A 16,669-nucleotide genomic window follows, 5' to 3' on the forward strand; every position below is an offset into this window, starting at 1 on the left:
TGCGACTCGGAGAGGTCAAGGCTTGAACCAGTGGGAGCGCTCCCATAGTGGGGACGGGGTCAGGAGCGGTCAAGCCTTGTGGAGAGTCGAAAAGATTCGATGGTCCGAGTTGAGTGAAAGTCAGCGACTCCCCTGTTCTTTGCCGTCACTTGGCGCTAGCTTCATGAGCACCAGTGGGAGCGGTTCCATCAGTCGACGCGTCCGGCACGGCGCGTCCGAACTGCAAGGAGTCGCTCATGCGGCACCCCCCGCGTTCAGTACTTTCAGCCCTGCTCCAGCCGTACGCGGTGGAGCACTCCGCCACGGCCTCCCCGAGGGACGCCGGCACCGGATCCGCGGTGTCCCGGCTCGACGGCACCACCCGTACCCCCGACGCGGGGACAGCGCACTCCCGTGGGACCCCTCATGGCCGGTCCGGCCCCCGAACATCCCGGACCGCGGACCGGACCCCGTCCTGATCCTGAGCCCCGAGGCACCCCCACGCCGTACGGCACCGGGGCGCGCGAGCCACGCGCGCCCCGACGGACAGCCCTCTTCGGACACCCCCAACGGATAGGAAACCCGCACTCATGAGTCGCACGAGAACCGCGCTCCTCGCTGCCATGGCGCTGGTCGCCGGTGCCGCCGGGACGGCCTACGCCGCCGTCCCCGGCGACGTCGGCGCCGCCGCCGTCCCCTGCACCGTCGTCTACCAGGTGCAGAACCAGTGGGACACCGGCTTCACCGCAGCCGTGACCGTCACCAACCTCGGTGCCGCCAAGTCGTCGTGGGCGGTGAAGTGGTCCTACGCCGGCAACCAGCGGGTCACCAGCGGCTGGAACGCCAAGGTCACCCAGTCCGGCAGCAACGTCACCGCCGCCAACGAGTCCTACAACGGCACGCTGGCGACCGGTGGTTCGGCCAGCTTCGGCTTCCAGGGCACCTACAGCGGAAGCAACGCGATTCCCGCCACCTTCACCCTCGACGGTGTCACGTGCAACGTCGACGGCGGCGGCCCGACCGACCCCACGGACCCGACCGATCCGACCGGCCCCGGCGACCGGGTCAACAACCCGTACAGCGGCGCCAAAGTGTACGTGAACCCCGAGTGGTCCGCGAAGGCCGCCGCCGAGCCGGGCGGCAACCGCATCGCCGGCCAGCCCACCGGCGTCTGGCTGGACCGCATCGCCGCCATCAACGGCGTGAACGGCGGCATGGGCCTGCGCGACCACCTCGACGCGGCACTCGCGCAGAAGGGCTCCGGCGAACTCGTCATCCAGCTGGTCATCTACAACCTGCCCGGCCGTGACTGTGCCGCCCTCGCCTCCAACGGCGAACTCGGCCCGACGGAGATCGGCCGCTACAAGACCGAGTACATCGACCCGATCGCCGCGATCCTCGCCGACGCGAAGTACGCCTCACTGCGGATCGTCACCACCGTCGAGATCGACTCCCTGCCCAACCTCGTCACCAACACCGGCAGCCGGGCCACCGCGACGCCGCAGTGCGACGTGATGAAGGCCAACGGCAACTACGTCAAGGGCGTCGGCTACGCCCTGAACAAGCTCGGCGACGTGGGGAACGTGTACAACTACGTCGACGCCGGCCACCACGGCTGGATCGGCTGGGACGACAACTTCGGCGCCTCCGCGGACGTGTTCCACGACGCGGCCACCGCCGAGGGCGCGACCCCCTCCGACGTCCACGGCTTCATCACCAACACCGCCAACTACAGCGCGCTGAAAGAGAACAACTTCACCATCAACGACTCCGTGGCCGGCAAGTCGGCCCGCGAGTCCAAGTGGGTCGACTGGAACCGGTACGTCGACGAACTGGGCTTCGCCCAGGCCTTCCGCAACGAACTCGTCTCGACCGGCTTCGGCACGAACATCGGCATGCTGATCGACACCTCCCGCAACGGCTGGGGAGGCACCGCCCGGCCCGCCGGACCGGGCGCGACGACCAGCGTCGACACCTACATCGACGGTGGACGCTACGACCGCCGCATCCACATCGGCAACTGGTGCAACCAGTCGGGCGCCGGACTCGGCGAACGCCCGAAGGCGGCACCGGAGACCGGTATCGACGCCTACGTGTGGATGAAGCCCCCGGGCGAGTCCGACGGGGCCAGCAAGGCCATCCCGAACGACGAGGGCAAGGGCTTCGACCGGATGTGCGACCCGACCTACACGGGCACCCCGCGCAACGGGAACAACCTCACCGGCGCCCTGCCGGACGCCCCGGTCTCCGGTCACTGGTTCTCGGCCCAGTTCCAGCAGCTCATGCGAAACGCGTACCCGACGCTGCCCTGACCGGCGGTCCGACCGGCCGGCCGACCTCCGGCTGACTCCGTTCCACCGATGGACCCCGGTCCGCCGGGGGCCGGGCCGCGCGCCCGTTCCCCGGCGGATCCCTCACGCCCGTACGGGCGATTTCGGGAAACCGCTTTGCCGGAGCGGCAACAATACTGGCCTCTCTCCGGTGCGTCGGCCCACCCTGTCCGCATCCCAGCGGAGAGGCTGACCCCCATGGCGTACCACGACCACCCCCACGGCGAGCACCGGCACGGCGAGCGGCACGGCCACCACCACGGCCACCGCACCACGGACACCGGGACCGGCTGGGCGAAGAGGGCCTCCCTGCTCGAATCGGAGGCCGAACTGTTCACGCCCCTGTACGAACGGGCCCTCGGCTGGCTCGCGAAGGAGGTGACGGAGCCGGGACTGATCGTGGACGCGGGCAGCGGGCCGGGCGTCATCTCGTGCCTGTTCGCCGAGGTCTTCGAGGGCGCCCGCATCGTGGCCGCCGACGGCTCCGCCCCGCTGCTCGAACGGGCGGCGGAGCGCGCCGCTCGCTACGGCGCCGGCGACCGCTTCGGCACCCTCGCCGGTGAACTTCCCGGTGTGCTCGACGAACTGGAGTACCCGGCCGACCTGTTGTGGGCCGGCCGCGGCGTCCATCACCTGGGCGACCAGCGCGCCGCACTCGCCGCCTTCGCCGCCCGGCTCGCGCCCGGCGGCACGCTGGCCGTCATGGAGGGCGGCCTGCCCGCCCGGTACCTGCCGCGTGACATCGGCATCGGCAGGCCGGGACTCCAGGCCCGCATCGACGCCGTGGAGGCCGACCGGTTCACCCGCATGCGCACCGAACTGCCGGGCTCCGTCGCGCACACCGAGGACTGGCCCGCCCTGCTGGCCGCGGCCGGACTGCACCACAGCCGCTCCCGCACCTTCCTCCTCGACCTCCCCGCCCCGGCCGGCGACCGCGTCCGTGCCCACGTCGTCGCGACCCTCACCCGCACCCGCGACAGACTCGCCGGGGAACTGGACACCGACGACCGCGCCACCCTCGACCGTCTCCTGGACCCGGCCGACGAGGCGAGCCTGCACCACCGCCCCGACGTCTTCTTCCTGGCGGCCCACACGGTCCACACGGCCGTCCGCCCGGTCTGACCCGTGCCGTCCGTCCGGCCCGGGTGACCAGGTCTCGAGAGCCCGGTCCGGCGGCGCGAGCTTGACTTGAAGCGCTCTCCAAGTGATGTACTCCCCGCTACTCGACGACACACAGGGGGATCCATGACCGACTCACCGGTCACGCTCATCACCGGCGGGGGCAGTGGCATCGGCGCCGCAGTGGCCCGGCGGCTGCTGGACGCGGGGGAGCGGGTGGCCGTCACGGGCCGCGGCGAGGAGCGGCTGCGCGGCTTCGCGAAGGAGCTGGGGGAGCCGGAAGGGCTGGTGACGATCCCCGGGAACGCGGCCGAGTACGACGACGTGTGGTCGGCGGTCGACACCGCGCTGAAGGCATTCGGTCGACTGGACACAGTCGTCGCCAACGCCGGTTTCGCCACCCACGATTCGGTCGCCGAGGGCGACCCCGCCGGGTGGACCGAGATGGTGCTGACCAACGTTCTCGGCCCCGCCCTGCTGATCAGGGCCTCCATCGACGCCCTGAAGGAGACCCGCGGACGGATCGTCCTGGTCGGTAGCGTCGCCGGGTTCGTGCCGACGCCGGGAAACCTCTACGGTGCGACGAAGTGGGCGGTGACCGGGCTCGCCGAGAATGCCCGGCGGGAGGTCACCGAGTGGGGCGTCGGGGTCACCCTCGTCGCGCCCGGCCGCGTGGAGACCCCTTTCTGGGACTCCTACGGCAGCCTCCCGCCCGGCCATCTGCTCACCGCCGACCAGATCGCGGAGTCGATCGTGTGGGCGATGCGGCAGCCGACCGGAGTGGACGTCAACACCGTGGTCGTCCGTCCCGTGGGCCAGCCCAACTGACGAGCCCCGCCCGGTCAAACGGCCGGACAGGGGGGGGCGGCGGCCTTCCCCCTCGGGAGGGGGAAGGCCGCCGCCGTGTCCGTGGCCCGAAAGGCCCGGGCGGGTGCGGAGGTCAGTTCACCGTCGCCGGGTCCGGGCCCAGACGGCGGTCCTCGTCGAGGGCGCTGATCGCCGCGAGGTCCTCCGCGTCCAGGCTGAAGCCGAACACGTCGATGTTCTCCTTGATCCGCGACGGCGTCACCGACTTGGGGATGACGATGTTGCCGAGCTGGAGGTGCCAGCGCAGCACGACCTGCGCCGCGGTACGCCCGTGCTTGCGGGCGATGGCCACGATCGCCGGGACTTCCAGCAGGTCCTTGCCCTGACCGAGTGGCGACCATGCCTCCGTGGCGATGCCCCGCTCCGCGTGGTACTCCCGCGCGGCGGACTGCTGGAGATGCGGGTGCAGCTCGATCTGGTTGACGGCCGGTACGACCGACGTCTCCTCGAGCAGGCGCTCCAGGTACTCGGGCAGGAAGTTGGACACGCCGATGGCACGGACCCGGCCCTCGGCGTACAGCTTCTCGAACGCCCGGTACGTGTCGACATAGCGGTCGCGGGCCGGTGTCGGCCAGTGGATGAGGTACAGGTCCACGTAGTCCAGGCCGAGCTTGGACAGGGAGGCGTCGAAACCGCGCAGGGTGGCGTCGTACCCCTGGGCGTCGTTCCAGAGCTTGGTGGTGACGAAGAGGTCCTCGCGGGGAACGCCCGAGGCGGCGACGGCCCTGCCGGTGCCCTCCTCGTTGCCGTACGCCGCAGCGGTGTCGATGCTGCGATAGCCCGCCTCCAGCGCCGCCGCGACGGCCGTCTCGGCTTCGGCGTCCGGTACCTGCCAGACGCCGAAACCCAGTTGGGGCATCGCGACGCCGTTGTTCAGGGTGATCGGGGGGACCATGCTCACGAGCTCTCGATCCTTCGGTCGGGGTCCGGTGGAACTCCCATGGTCAACGATCATCGTCCGTGATGCATTCCTGACGGCACAATTCGTGTGCCGTGAGCGCACTTCCGGGGCGCGGAGCACCACCGTGCGGCGCTACCTCACGTGCGGTACAGCGCCTCGACCTCTTCCTCGTAGGCTTTCTCGATCGCCCTGCGCTTCAGCTTCAGCGACGGCGTGAGCAGCCCGTGCTCCTCGGTGAACGGCTGCGCCAGAATCCGGAAGGTCCGGATCGACTCCGCCTGCGAGAGCAGGGTGTTGGCCGTCACCACCGCCCGCCGCACCTCCGCCTCCAGCGCCGCGTCCCGCACCAGTTCGGCCGATGACAGGCCCGGCTCGCCGCGCATCGACAGCCAGTGCTCGACCACCTCCGTGTCCAGGGTGACCAGGGCGGCGACGTACGGGCGGTCGTTGCCGACGACGATGCACTGGTTCACCAGCGGATGGTCCCGCACCCGCTGCTCCAGCAGCCCCGGCGAGACGCTCTTGCCGCCCGAGGTCACCAGGATCTCCTTCGTGCGCCCGGTGATGGTGAGATAGCCGTCCTCGTCCAGGGAACCCAGGTCGCCGGTGGCCGGCCAGCCGTCGCGCAGGGTCTCGCCGGTGGCCCTGGGATGGTTGAGACAGCCCTGGAAGACGGTGCCGCCGTTGAGCCAGATCTCGCCGTCGTCCCCGAGACGCACGCTCACCCCCGGAATGGGCCGGCCGACCGTGCCGTACCGGGTCCGCTCGGGCGGGTTGGCGGTGGCGGCCGCCGTCGACTCGGTCAGCCCGTACCCCTCGTAGACATGTACGCCCGCGCCCGCGAAGAACAGCCCGAGCCGGCGGTCCATCGCCGAACCGCCCGACATGGCGTGCCGGATCCTCCCGCCCATCGCGTCGCGGATCTTCGCGTAGACCAGTTTGTCGAACAGCTGATGCCGCATCCGCAGGGACGCCGAGGGGCCGGGCCCGATGCCCCAGGCTTTCGCCTCGACGGCGTCCGCGTACCTGACGGCCACCTCGACGGCCCGCTCGAACGGCCCCGAGCGGCCCTCCCGCTCCGCCTTGCGCCGGCCGGATCCCGGGCGGTACCCCGGTCGGCGGGTCCCGGTCAGCGGGCCCGGCCGCCGGTGCGGTGCAGGCGGTCGCCACCCGACAGGACCGCCGCCGCCAGCGCGTGCGCCGCGCCCTGCGCGGAGGGGTGCCGCCGGCCGTGCGCCACCACGAAGTCGACCCGGCCCGGCTCCGGCAGCCCCGCCCGGTCCGGCATCCGCACCAGCCCCGGCGGGATCATCCCGTGCGCGTGCACCATCACGCCGAGCCCGGCGCGGGCCGCCGCGATCAGGCCGTTGAGGCTGCCGCTGGTGCAGACGATCCGCCACTCACGGCCCTGCCGCTCCAGCGCCCGCAGCGCGAGCTCGCGGGTGATGCCCGGCGGCGGGTAGGCGATCAGCGGCACCGGACGGCCGGGATCGAGACGCAGCCCCTGCGCACCGATCCACACCAGCTCGTCGTGCCACACCAGATCGCCCCGTGGGTCCTTCGGCCACCGCTTCGCGAGCACCAGGTCCAGCTCGCCCGCGGCCAGCTTCTCGTGCAGCGTGCCCGACAGCTCGACCGTCAGCTCCAGATCGACCTCTGGGTGCTCGTGGCAGAACCGCTCCAGGATCTCCGGCAGCCGGGTCAGGACGAAGTCCTCCGACGCGCCGAACCGCACCCGGCCGCGCAGCCGGGTGCCGGTGAAGAACTGCGCCGCCTGCTCGTGCACGTCCAGGATCCGCCGCGCGAAGCCCAGCATCGCCTCGCCGTCCCCGGTGAGCTCCACCGAGTGCGTGTCCCGGGTGAACAGCTGCCGCCCGGTGGCGTCCTCCAGCCGCCGCACATGCTGGCTGACCGTCGACTGCCGCAGCCCGAGACGGCGCGCCGCCCGCGTGAAGGACAGCGTCCGCGCCACGGACAGGAAGGTCCGCAGCTGCGTCGGGTCGTACATCGCGTCCGCCATCCCGGCAGACTAACGCGGCTATCGCGATACGTGATGACAGTGAGAGCGGTATACGGGATTCCCGATCACGGAGGGAGGGAGCAGGATGGGGAGGGGCTCCGCGTGCCCGTACGGGGGCGTCCCGGCGGAACCCAGTGGACCCGAGCGCGCGCCGGAGTGCGTTCCCGAGTGAGTGGAGCAAGTGAAACACCGTGAAACGCCCGCACTGGCCGAGCCGGATGCCGGTCGACCCGTACATCCTGCTCCTGCTCGGGACGGTGGGCCTGGCCGCGCTGCTCCCGGCGCGAGGCACCGGCGCCGACATCGCCTCCGGTGCCTCCACCGCGGCCATCGCCCTCCTCTTCTTCCTCTACGGAGCCCGCCTCTCCACCCGTGAGGCACTGGACGGACTGAGGCACTGGCGGCTTCACGGCACCGTCCTGGCCTGTACCTTCGTCGTCTTCCCGCTGCTCGGCCTGGCCGCCCGCGGCTTCGTCCCGGCCGGGATTCTGAGCGAGCCCCTCTATCAGGGCCTGCTCTTCCTCACCCTCGTCCCGTCCACCATCCAGTCGTCGATCGCCTTCACCTCCCTCGCCCGCGGCAACGTGCTCGCCGCGATCTGCGCCGGCTCCTTCTCCTCACTGGCCGGCATCGTGGCGACCCCGCTGCTGGCGGCGGCGCTGCTCGGCGGGGGCGGGGGCAGCGACGGGAGCCTGGGCGCCGGCGGGTTCTCCGCCGGCTCGGTGACGAAGATCGTGCTGCAACTGCTGGTGCCGTTCGTCGCCGGGCAGGTGCTGCGCCGCTGGGTGGGGGAGTTCGTCCTTCGCCACCGCAAGGTGCTCGGGCTCGTCGACCGGGGCTCGATCCTGCTCGTCGTCTACACCGCGTTCAGCCAGGGCATGGTCGAGGGCATCTGGCACCAGGTGAGCCCGGCCCGGCTCGGCGGACTGCTCGCCGTGGAGGCCGTCCTCCTTGCCGCGATGCTGCTGCTGACCTGGTACGGGGCCAAGGCGCTGAAGTTCGGCCGGGCGGACCGGATCGCGATCCAGTTCGCCGGTTCGAAGAAGTCCCTGGCCGCCGGACTGCCCATGGCGAGCGTGCTGTTCGGTGCGCAGGCCTCGCTGGCCGTGCTGCCGCTGATGCTGTTCCACCAGACGCAGCTCATGGTGTGCGCGGTGATCGCCAAACGCCGCTCGCGTGACCTCGCCGGCCCGCCCGAGGCCGCCTCCCCGGCGGTTGCCGGGGAGGTCACCGTCCCGGTCCCAGCCGGATCGTCACGAACCGGGGCCGGTACAGGGACACGTTCCGGCTGAGCATCGCGGCGGCGCCGGCGCCGGGCGGCTCGAGCAGGTTCACGTCGTAGCTGAGCACCAGCCGTCCGTCACCGCTCAGCTCCGGGTGCGTCTGCGGGTTGTACGCGCCGGTCCCGCCGTGCGGCAGCGCGGGGCCGAACTCCTTCGCCGGGCCGTGCCACGGCCCGGCGGGGGAGCAGGACCAGTACGACGTCACCGTGGTCAGCCCCTTGACGCCCGTGGCCATCGTGAACAGCACATACGTCCCGCCCTCCCGTACCACCGAGAAGGCGCTGCCCACACCGGTGTGCTGCCCGTCCCCGAGCACCGGGTGCGGGCGGGCGCGGGTCTGCCATGCCGTGCCGTCCCAGTACTCCCAGGCGGCCGGGTCTGCGAGCCCGCCCTCCGGGACCCGCGCCACATACGCCCGCGAGGCCTCGCGGGCCACGGCCCGGCCGTCGTCGCCGCCGAAGACGTACGTCCAGCCGTCCTCCTCGACCAGGGTCGTGCCGAACAGCACCCGCCGGGACGGATCGGGCACCTCCCGCTGGTCGAGCACCGTCTCCACCGACTCCAGGCGCAGGCCGGGCAGGGAGAGCGTGGCGACCTCGGTGGCGGTGGGCACCCCGTAGATCCACGGGGACCGCCCCGCCGTACGCACCCACAGCAGGACGCGGACGACCTGCTCCGTGGAACCTGGGGTGCGGGGCTCGACCCGGGCACCGACCGGCCAGCGCCACTGGTCCGGGGCGGGATCGGGGAAGAGCGGGGCGGAAAGCGTCGACTCCAGCCGGCCGTCGCGCATCAGGACGGCCGAGTTGCGCACCATCGGCGCGGTCATGTCCCGCCAGGCGTACGACTCGCCGACCGGGTTGGGCGGGCTGTGCACGCGGCCCAGAAACGTGTCGGAGAACAGCCACAGCAGCCGGCCGTCGGGCAGCCGCACCGAGTGCGTTCCGTCGCCGCCCGTCCAGTCGTCGATGCGGGCGCCGTCGTCGCCGTAGCGGGCGAACTCGGAGGTGAGGGCGTCGTCCTCGGCCCAGGATGCGACGGTGCGCGGAGTGCAGGCACCACCGCCGTCCTGCCGCCCGTCGTCGCGGTCCGGGAGGCCGAGGACCAGCACGGTCCCCAGGGCCAGGGCCAGGGCCAGGAACAGGGCCAGGGCCAGGCCGGCCCAGGGGTCTGCTCCCCGTTGTGGCCGCCGCGGTGGTGTCCGTGGCGGTGACGGTGGCTGTGTCGGGGTCTCCGTGCGTGTTCCTGCGCGTGCTGGCGCTGCGTCGTCGGGCACGCTCCGGGACGTTAGTGGCAGGAGTGGTCCGGGTCCATGGCGCCTGCCGCCCTGCCGCCCTGCCGTCCTGCCGTCCTGCCGCCCTGCCGCCCTGCCGTCCCGACGCCGACGCGTGCACCAGGGCGCGGTGGCCCGTGGGTTCGAGGCGGGGCCCCCGCGGCGCAGGGGGCGCTCCCCGCCGGCAGGGACCCCGCCGCCGTGCCGCGGGGACCGGTCAGCCCTGGGAGGCCGCCGCCCTCAGGACTACGCGGTCCTCACCCGCGTACACGTTCATGGAGCTGCCCCGCAGGAACCCGACCAGCGTCAGACCCGTCTCCGCCGCCAGGTCCACGGCCAGCGAGGACGGCGCCGAGACGGCCGCGAGCACGGGGACGCCCGCCATGACCGCCTTCTGCGCCAGCTCGAAGGAGGCACGGCCGGAGACCATCAGGACGGTCCGGGACAGCGGCAGGTCCCCGCCCTGCAGGGCGCGGCCGACCAGCTTGTCGACCGCGTTGTGCCGGCCCACGTCCTCCCGGACGTCCAGCAGCTCCCCGGCCTCGTCGAACAGGGCCGCCGCGTGCAGGCCGCCCGTCCGGTCGAAGACCCGCTGGGAGGCGCGCAGCCGGTCGGGCAGGCTCGCCAGCAGCTCCGGACCGACGCGCAGCGGCGGGCTGTCGGCGATGGGATGGCGGGTCGTGGTGCGCACCGCGTCCAGACTCGCCTTGCCGCACAGGCCGCAGGACGAGGTCGTGTACACGTTCCGCTCGAGCGTGATGTCCGGGATCCGTACACCGGGGGCGGTCTGCACGTCGACCACGTTGTACGTGTTCACCCCGTCCGCCCGCGCGCCCGCGCAGTACACGACGTTCCGCAGATCGGACGCCGTCGCCAGGACCCCCTCGCTCACCAGGAAGCCGACGGCCAGCGCGAAGTCGTCACCCGGGGTGCGCATCGTGATCGCCAGCGGCTTCCCGTTCAGCCGGATCTCCAGGGGCTCCTCGGCGACGAGCGTGTCCGGGCGGCTGGACACCACCCCGTCCCGGATGCGGACCACCCTGCGTCGTTCTGTGACTCGTCCCATGTCCCCAGTCCCTGGTCGGTCCCCGGTCAGGCCCGGTTCTGTACGTGCTGATAGCCGAAGCGGCCCTTGATGCACAGGTTGCCGTGGGTCACCGGATTGTCGTGCGGCGAGGTGACCTTCACGATCTCATTGTCCTGCACGTGCAGGGTGAGGTTGCAGCCCACACCGCAGTACGCGCACACCGTCGTCGTCTCCGTCTGCGCCGACTCGTCCCAGGTACCCGCCGCCCGCATGTCGAACTCCGACTTGAACGACAGCGCGCCCGTCGGGCACACCTCGACGCAGTTCCCGCAGTACACGCACGCCGATTCGGTCAGCGGACCGTCGTGCTCGACCGCGATGCGGGCGTCGAAACCGCGGCCCGCGACCGAGATCGCGAAGGAGTTCTGCCACTGGTCGCCACAGGCGTCCACGCACTTGTAGCAGAGGATGCACTTGCCGTAGTCGCGCACGTACAGGTCGTTGTCGACCCTCGGCTCCTCGTCGAGGCGGGCCGCGTCCGGGCCGAAACGGTCCGGCTTCGCCTCGTACTCCTTGATCCACTCGGCGGCCCGCGGGGTCGTCGACAGGTCGACGGAGGACGCGAGCAGTTCCAGGACCATCTTGCGGCTGTGCCGGACCCGCTCGGTGCCGGTGCGCACCTCCATGCCCGGCTCCGCCTCGCGCGAGCAGGCCGGGACCAGGGTGCGAGCCCCCTCGACCTCCACCACGCACACGCGGCACGCGTTCTTCGGTGCCAGGGTGTCGCCCTCGCACAGGGTCGGCACGTCCTTCCCGGCCGCCCGGCAGGCGTCCAGGACCGTCGCCCCCTCGGGCGCCCGGACCGGCTCGCCGTCGAGGGTGAACTCCAGCAGGCGGCGGGGAATCCCCAGCGGTGTCACGGTCATTCGTAGGCCCCCAGACGGTCGATGGCGGATTCCACGGCGTTCCACGCGGTCTGGCCCAGACCGCAGATCGAGGCGTCCCGCATCGCGCTGCCCACCTCGCGCAGCAGGGCGATGTCACCGGCGGCGTCGGCCCCGGTGCGCTCCACGATCCGGGCGAGCGCCTCCTCCTGGCGCACGGTCCCCACCCGGCACGGCACGCACTGCCCGCACGACTCGTCCCGGAAGAACCGGGCGATGCGCAGCAGCAGCCGGGGCAGCGGGACGGTGTCGTCGAAGGCCATGACGACCCCCGAGCCGAGCGTCGTGCCCGCCCGACGGGTCCCTTCGAAGGTGAGCGGGATGTCCAGTTCGTCGGCGCGGACGAAACCGCCGGCCGCCCCGCCGAGCAGCACCGCCCGCAGCCCGTCCCGTACGCCGGCCAGCTCCAGCAACTCGCCCAGCGTCGCGCCGAACGGCACCTCGTAGACGCCGGGCCGCCCGACGCTGCCGGAGACGCAGAACAGCTTGGGACCGGTGGACCGTTCGGTACCGATCGCCGCGTACGCCGGGGCGCCCATCGTCAGGACGGGCAGAACGTTGACGAGCGTCTCGACGTTGTTCTCCACCGTCGGCTTGCCGAACAGGCCCTTCTCCACCGGGAAGGGCGGCTTGGAGCGGGGCTCGCCCCGGTACCCCTCGATGGAGCTGAACAGCGCGGTCTCCTCGCCGCAGATGTACGCGCCCGCGCCGCGCCGGATCTCGATGTCGAAGGCGAAGCCCTGGCCGAGGATGTCGTCGCCGAGCAGACCGCGCGCCCGCGCCCGGTCGATCGCATACCGCATACGGTGCAGCGCCCGCGGGTACTCGCCGCGCAGATAGAGGTGTCCCCTGTGAGCACCGGTCGCGTACGCGGCGATCGTCATCGCCTCCACCAGCGCGTACGGGTCACCCTCCATGATCACCCGGTCCTTGAAGGTCCCGGGCTCGGACTCGTCGGCGTTGCAGACGAGATGGTGCGGCCGGTCCGGCTGGGACGCCGTGGCCTGCCACTTGCGGCCGGTCGGGAAGGCGGCACCGCCCCGCCCGACCAGACCCGAGTCGGTGACTTCCCGGATCACCCCGGCCGGGCCCAGCGCGAAGGCCCGGCGCAGGGCCGTGTAACCGCCGTGGGCGCGGTAGTCGTCCAGCGACTGCGGGTCGGCCACCCCGACCCGGCGCAGCAGCGTCAGCGTGGGGTCCCCCGCCTGGGGCACGGCCATCGCCGCGGGCGGCTCCTCGGGCGCCGCGTCGGGCGCGGTCGCCGCGAGCACCGCGGACTCCACCGTCGCCGGCGCGCAGACCGCCGTACGCACCGGGTCCCCGGCCCTGATCGCCAGTGCCGCCGGAGCGCGCTCGCACAGGCCCAGACAGGGGCTGCGCTCCACGCTCACCCCACTCATCCCGCCGGTGCCGCCGATCCCGCCGGTGCGGTCGGTGCCGTCGGTCCCGGGCGTGGTCCCGAGCCGCGATGCGATCCCGGCGCACAGGGCGCCGGCCCCGGCCGCCGCGCACGCCAGGTCGGTGCACACGTGCAGCACCGTCGCGGGGCGCGGGCGGACCGAGAACATCGCGTAGAACGTGGCGACCCCGTACGCCTCCGACGGCGGCACCGTCAGCCGCCGGCACAGGTAGTCCAGGGCGCCCTCGCTGATCCAGCCCACCCGGTCGTTGACCGCGTGCAGCCCCGGCAGCAGCAGGTCGCGGCGGTCCCGGGCCTCCCGCCCGCCCCGGGCCCACCTCAGATCGGCGTCGGTACGGTCGGCGCCCTCCCACGAGGACTCGGGAGGGCCGAGCAGCGCGTCGACCGCCGCCCGCTCCTCGTCCGTCGGTCTGCTGTCACCGAAGCGCAGGTCCACTTGCGTCACCTCACCTGGGGCCCATGGGGCCCATAGGTCGGATGGGCCGGATGGGCCGGATGGCTTGGACGGTTCGCGTGGCCGGGAGCCGGAAGCCTCTCGATCCGGATCGCCGACGCCTTGAACTCCGCCGTCCCCGCGATCGGGCAGTTCGCCTCGATCGTCAGCTTGTTGGTGTCCACCTCGTCGGGAAAGTGGAACGTCATGAACGCCAGGCCCGGCCGCAGCGCGGTGTCCACCCACACCGGCGCGAGAACCGATCCGCGCCGGGAGGTCACCCGCACCTCCTCGCCGACCACCACCCCGTAGTGCTCCGCGTCCTCGGGACACAGCTCGACGGACTCGCCACGCCGCAGCGGCGATGAGTAACCACCGCTCTGGACGCCGGTGTTGTAGGAGTCGAGCCGTCGTCCCGTGGTGAGCCGGATCGGGAACTCCTCATCGGTGAGGTCGACCGGTGGATCGTGCCGCACGATCCCGAACGGTGCGGGCCTGCCCCGCCGCCGCGCGTCCGGTTCCCACAACCTGCCGTGCAGATAAGGCGGTTCGAGGGACTCGGTGCTCGGGCACGGCCACTGGATGCCCTGGTGCTCCTCCAGCCGCCCGTAGGTCATGCCGTGGTGGTCGGGGGAGAGCGACCGGAGCTCGTTCCAGACGGCCTCGGCGTCCGCGTACTTCCAGCCGTGACCGAGGCGGGCGGCGAGATCGCACAGGATGTCGATGTCCTCGCGGGCCTCGCCGGGCGGGGTGAGCGCCCTGCGGACACGCTGCACCCGGCGTTCGCTGTTGGTGGTGGTGCCCTCGGTCTCCGCCCACCCGGCGGTCGCCGGCAGCACCACGTCCGCGAGTTCGGCGGTCTTCGTCAGGAAGATGTCCTGCACCACCAGGAAGTCCAGCCCGCTCAGCCGTCGTACCGCCTGGGCGCTGTCCGCCTCGGACTGCGCCGGGTTCTCACCGATGCAGTAGACGGCCCGCAGCGAACCGTCCTCCATCGCCTCGAACATCTCCGTCAGGGTCATCCCGTGACGCGGCTGGAGGACGATGTCCCAGGCGGACTCGAACTTCAGCCGGACCGCCGGGTCGAGGATGTCCTGGAACCCGGGCAGCCGGTTGGGGATCGCCCCCATGTCGCCGCCGCCCTGCACGTTGTTCTGGCCGCGCAGCGGCTGCAGGCCGGCACCGTAGCGGCCGACCTGGCCGGTGAGCAGGGACAGGTTGACCAGGGCGCGGACATTGTCGGTGCCGTTGTGGTGCTCGGTGATACCGAGGGTCCAGCACAGTTGGGCGCGCTCGGCCCGGGCATAGGCATGCGCCAACTCCCTTATGGCAGCGGCCGGAACACCCGTCACCTTCTCGGCGAGGGACAGCGTCCACGGTTCGACGAGCTCCCGGTACTCCTCGAAGCCGGTGGTCGCCCGCCGGACGAACGCCTCGTTGACCAGACCGGCGTGGATGATCTCGCGGCCGATCGCGTGCGCCATCGGGATGTCCGTGCCGACGTTCAGCCCGAGCCAGCTCTCCGCCCACTCGGCGGTCGACGTCCGCCGCGGATCGACCGCGTACATCCGGGCGCCGTTGTGAATGCCCTTCAGCACGTGCTGGAAGAAAATGGGGTGCGCGAAGCGGGCGTTGGAACCCCACATCACGATGAGGTCCGTGTGCTCGATCTCCTCGTACGACGACGTCCCTCCGCCGGAGCCGAAGGCGGCCGACAGCCCGGCCACGGACGGGGCGTGACAGGTACGGTTGCAGGAGTCGACGTTGTGGGTGCCCATGACGACCCGGGCGAACTTCTGGGCCACGTAGTTCATCTCGTTCGTCGCGCGGGCACAGGAGAACATCCCGAACGCGCCGCGTGCGGCCCCGAGTCCCCGGGCGGCCCGGTCCAGGGCCTCCTCCCAGGTCGCCCGCCGGAACGGCTCGTCCCGCGCGTCACGGACCAGCGGATGGGTGAGCCGGGTATAGGTCTTCGGGCTCCGGTCGCGTTTCCTGGTGCTCCTCATGCGGCGCTCCTCAGCGCGAGCAGGTCCGAGAGGGCGTGCACGGTGCGCAAAGTGGGCACCTCCACGCCGGTGATCTCCGCCAGCTCGACGACGGCGGCGAGCAGCACGTCGAGCTCGAGCGGTCTGCCACGCTCCAGATCCTGAAGCGTGGACGTGCGGTGGTCGCCGACCCGCTCGGCACCGGCCAGCCGGCGCTCCACGGACACGCCGACCTCACAGCCCAGGGCACGGGCGACCGAGAGCGTCTCGTGCATCATGATCTCGATGACCCTGCGGGTGCCGCCGTGCAGACACATCTGCCGCATGGTCGCGCGGGCGAGGGCACTGATCGGGTTGAAGGAGATGTTGCCGAGCAGCTTGACCCAGATGTCGCCGCGCAGTTCCGGCTCCACCGGACACTTCAGCCCGCCGTCCACCATCGCCCCGCTGAACGCGAGACAGCGCGCGGAGACACTGCGGTCGGGCTCCCCGACCGAGAACCGGGTCCCTTCCAAGTGCCGTACCAGGCCCGGCCCTTCGAGCTCGGTGGCCGCGTAGACGACACAGCCGATCGCCCGCTCGGGCGCGAGCACCGCACCGACCGCGCCACCGGGGTCCACACTCTCGAGACGGTGACCGTCGTGAGGGCCGCCGTGCCGGTGGAAGTACCACCAGGGGATGCCGTTCTGGGCGGCCACGACCGCCGTGGTGCCGTGCAACAGGGGTGCGATCAGCGGCCCGCACGCCGCGTAGGCGTTGGCCTTGAGGCCGAGGAAGACGTAGTCGACCGGGCCGACCTCGGCCGGGTCGTCGGTCGCGTGGGGGCGGGCGGTGAAGTCGCCGCGCGGGCTGAGCACCCACACGCCGTACTGCCTCATGGCCGCCAGATGCGGTCCACGGGCGACGAGGTGCACATCGGCACCCGCGCGATGGAGCGCGGCGCCGACGTAGGCGCCGATGGCCCCGGCGTCGAGAACTGCCACTTTCACTGGGGAACGCTCCGTTCGGTCGAGGGAGTACCGCGGAGGTGGCTGCCGACGGATCGGATTCCGCATCATGTCGACGAAATATTGTCTACAGTATGGAAG

At 71.9% G+C, this 16,669-nt stretch carries 11 protein-coding genes and 2 pseudogenes; 4 read left to right on the forward strand and 9 right to left on the reverse strand.

Annotated elements, in window-relative coordinates; genetic code table 11:
- Positions 1-569: 569 nt before the first annotated feature.
- The 3 genes from V4Y04_RS32000 to V4Y04_RS32010 all read left to right on the forward strand — a co-directional run bounded on the left by V4Y04_RS32000 (position 570) and on the right by V4Y04_RS32010 (position 4,256).
- On the forward strand, positions 570-2,291 hold the full coding sequence (locus tag V4Y04_RS32000) for a glycoside hydrolase family 6 protein (protein WP_332431841.1): 1,722 nt from the start codon (positions 570-572) through the stop codon (positions 2,289-2,291).
- Between the two features lie 216 nt (positions 2,292-2,507).
- Entirely contained in the window at positions 2,508-3,431 is a 924-nt protein-coding gene (locus V4Y04_RS32005; RefSeq protein WP_332431842.1) for a class I SAM-dependent methyltransferase, read from the forward strand.
- Between the two features lie 123 nt (positions 3,432-3,554).
- Positions 3,555-4,256: an SDR family oxidoreductase gene (locus tag V4Y04_RS32010; RefSeq protein WP_332431843.1), complete on the forward strand. Its 702-nt coding sequence runs from the start codon at positions 3,555-3,557 to the stop codon at positions 4,254-4,256.
- A gap of 112 nt (positions 4,257-4,368) precedes the next feature.
- On the opposite strand, the gene V4Y04_RS32015 is transcribed toward V4Y04_RS32010, so the two are convergent.
- The 3 genes and pseudogenes from V4Y04_RS32015 to V4Y04_RS32025 form a co-directional block, all read right to left on the reverse strand.
- Complete coding sequence (locus V4Y04_RS32015; RefSeq protein WP_332433066.1) at positions 4,369-5,190, reverse strand: aldo/keto reductase; 822 nt, start codon at positions 5,188-5,190, stop codon at positions 4,369-4,371.
- A 143-nt stretch (positions 5,191-5,333) separates the two neighbouring features.
- A pseudogene (locus V4Y04_RS32020) lies at positions 5,334-6,293 on the reverse strand (AMP-dependent synthetase/ligase); the annotation flags it as partial.
- Between the two features lie 32 nt (positions 6,294-6,325).
- A complete protein-coding gene (locus tag V4Y04_RS32025) occupies positions 6,326-7,204 on the reverse strand; it encodes a LysR family transcriptional regulator (protein ID WP_332433067.1) in 879 nt (292 codons plus the stop codon).
- Between the two features lie 230 nt (positions 7,205-7,434).
- Here V4Y04_RS32025 and V4Y04_RS32030 point away from each other — a divergent pair, with 230 nt between their 5' ends.
- Positions 7,435-8,508, forward strand: a complete 1,074-nt coding sequence (locus V4Y04_RS32030) for a bile acid:sodium symporter family protein (protein WP_332433068.1) — start codon at positions 7,435-7,437, stop codon at positions 8,506-8,508.
- Here the strand turns inward: V4Y04_RS32030 and V4Y04_RS32035 are convergent.
- The 6 genes and pseudogenes from V4Y04_RS32035 to V4Y04_RS32060 form a co-directional block, all read right to left on the reverse strand.
- Positions 8,444-9,655, reverse strand: a complete 1,212-nt coding sequence (locus tag V4Y04_RS32035) for a DUF4185 domain-containing protein (protein WP_332433069.1) — start codon at positions 9,653-9,655, stop codon at positions 8,444-8,446. The genes V4Y04_RS32030 and V4Y04_RS32035 overlap by 65 nt on opposite strands.
- 334 nt (positions 9,656-9,989) lie before the next feature.
- The gene (gene fdhD, locus V4Y04_RS32040; RefSeq protein ID WP_332431844.1) at positions 9,990-10,838 is read right to left on the reverse strand and encodes a formate dehydrogenase accessory sulfurtransferase FdhD; all 849 of its coding nucleotides are present in this window, start codon (positions 10,836-10,838) and stop codon (positions 9,990-9,992) included.
- 26 nt (positions 10,839-10,864) lie between these two features.
- Complete coding sequence (locus V4Y04_RS32045) at positions 10,865-11,725, reverse strand: 2Fe-2S iron-sulfur cluster-binding protein (protein ID WP_332431845.1); 861 nt, start codon at positions 11,723-11,725, stop codon at positions 10,865-10,867.
- The gene (locus V4Y04_RS32050) at positions 11,722-13,599 is read right to left on the reverse strand and encodes an NAD(P)H-dependent oxidoreductase subunit E (protein ID WP_332433070.1); all 1,878 of its coding nucleotides are present in this window, start codon (positions 13,597-13,599) and stop codon (positions 11,722-11,724) included. The genes V4Y04_RS32045 and V4Y04_RS32050 overlap by 4 nt, the downstream gene beginning before the upstream one ends.
- A 77-nt stretch (positions 13,600-13,676) precedes the next feature.
- Positions 13,677-15,602 (reverse strand): annotated as a pseudogene (locus V4Y04_RS32055) (molybdopterin oxidoreductase family protein); the annotation flags it as partial.
- Complete coding sequence (locus V4Y04_RS32060) at positions 15,599-16,570, reverse strand: 2-dehydropantoate 2-reductase (RefSeq protein ID WP_332431846.1); 972 nt, start codon at positions 16,568-16,570, stop codon at positions 15,599-15,601. The gene V4Y04_RS32060 and the pseudogene V4Y04_RS32055, both read right to left, overlap by 4 nt.
- Between the last annotated feature and the right edge of the window lie 99 nt (positions 16,571-16,669).

It is taken from the genome of Streptomyces sp. P9-A2 (genome assembly GCF_036634175.1).
Lineage (GTDB): Bacteria > Actinomycetota > Actinomycetes > Streptomycetales > Streptomycetaceae > Streptomyces > Streptomyces pratens.

Bases quoted from the DNA above. Each gene is read 5' to 3' on its own strand.
- V4Y04_RS32000 (WP_332431841.1), top strand. From the start codon at position 570: ATGAGTCGCACGAGAACCGCGCTCCTCGCTGCCATGGCGCTGGTCGCC.
- V4Y04_RS32005 (WP_332431842.1), top strand. From the start codon at position 2,508: ATGGCGTACCACGACCACCCCCACGGCGAGCACCGGCACGGCGAGCGG.
- V4Y04_RS32010 (WP_332431843.1), top strand. From the start codon at position 3,555: ATGACCGACTCACCGGTCACGCTCATCACCGGCGGGGGCAGTGGCATC.
- V4Y04_RS32015 (WP_332433066.1), bottom strand. From the start codon at position 5,190: ATGGTCCCCCCGATCACCCTGAACAACGGCGTCGCGATGCCCCAACTG.
- V4Y04_RS32025 (WP_332433067.1), bottom strand. From the start codon at position 7,204: ATGTACGACCCGACGCAGCTGCGGACCTTCCTGTCCGTGGCGCGGACG.
- V4Y04_RS32030 (WP_332433068.1), top strand. From the start codon at position 7,435: ATGCCGGTCGACCCGTACATCCTGCTCCTGCTCGGGACGGTGGGCCTG.
- fdhD (WP_332431844.1), bottom strand. From the start codon at position 10,838: ATGGGACGAGTCACAGAACGACGCAGGGTGGTCCGCATCCGGGACGGG.
- V4Y04_RS32045 (WP_332431845.1), bottom strand. From the start codon at position 11,725: ATGACCGTGACACCGCTGGGGATTCCCCGCCGCCTGCTGGAGTTCACC.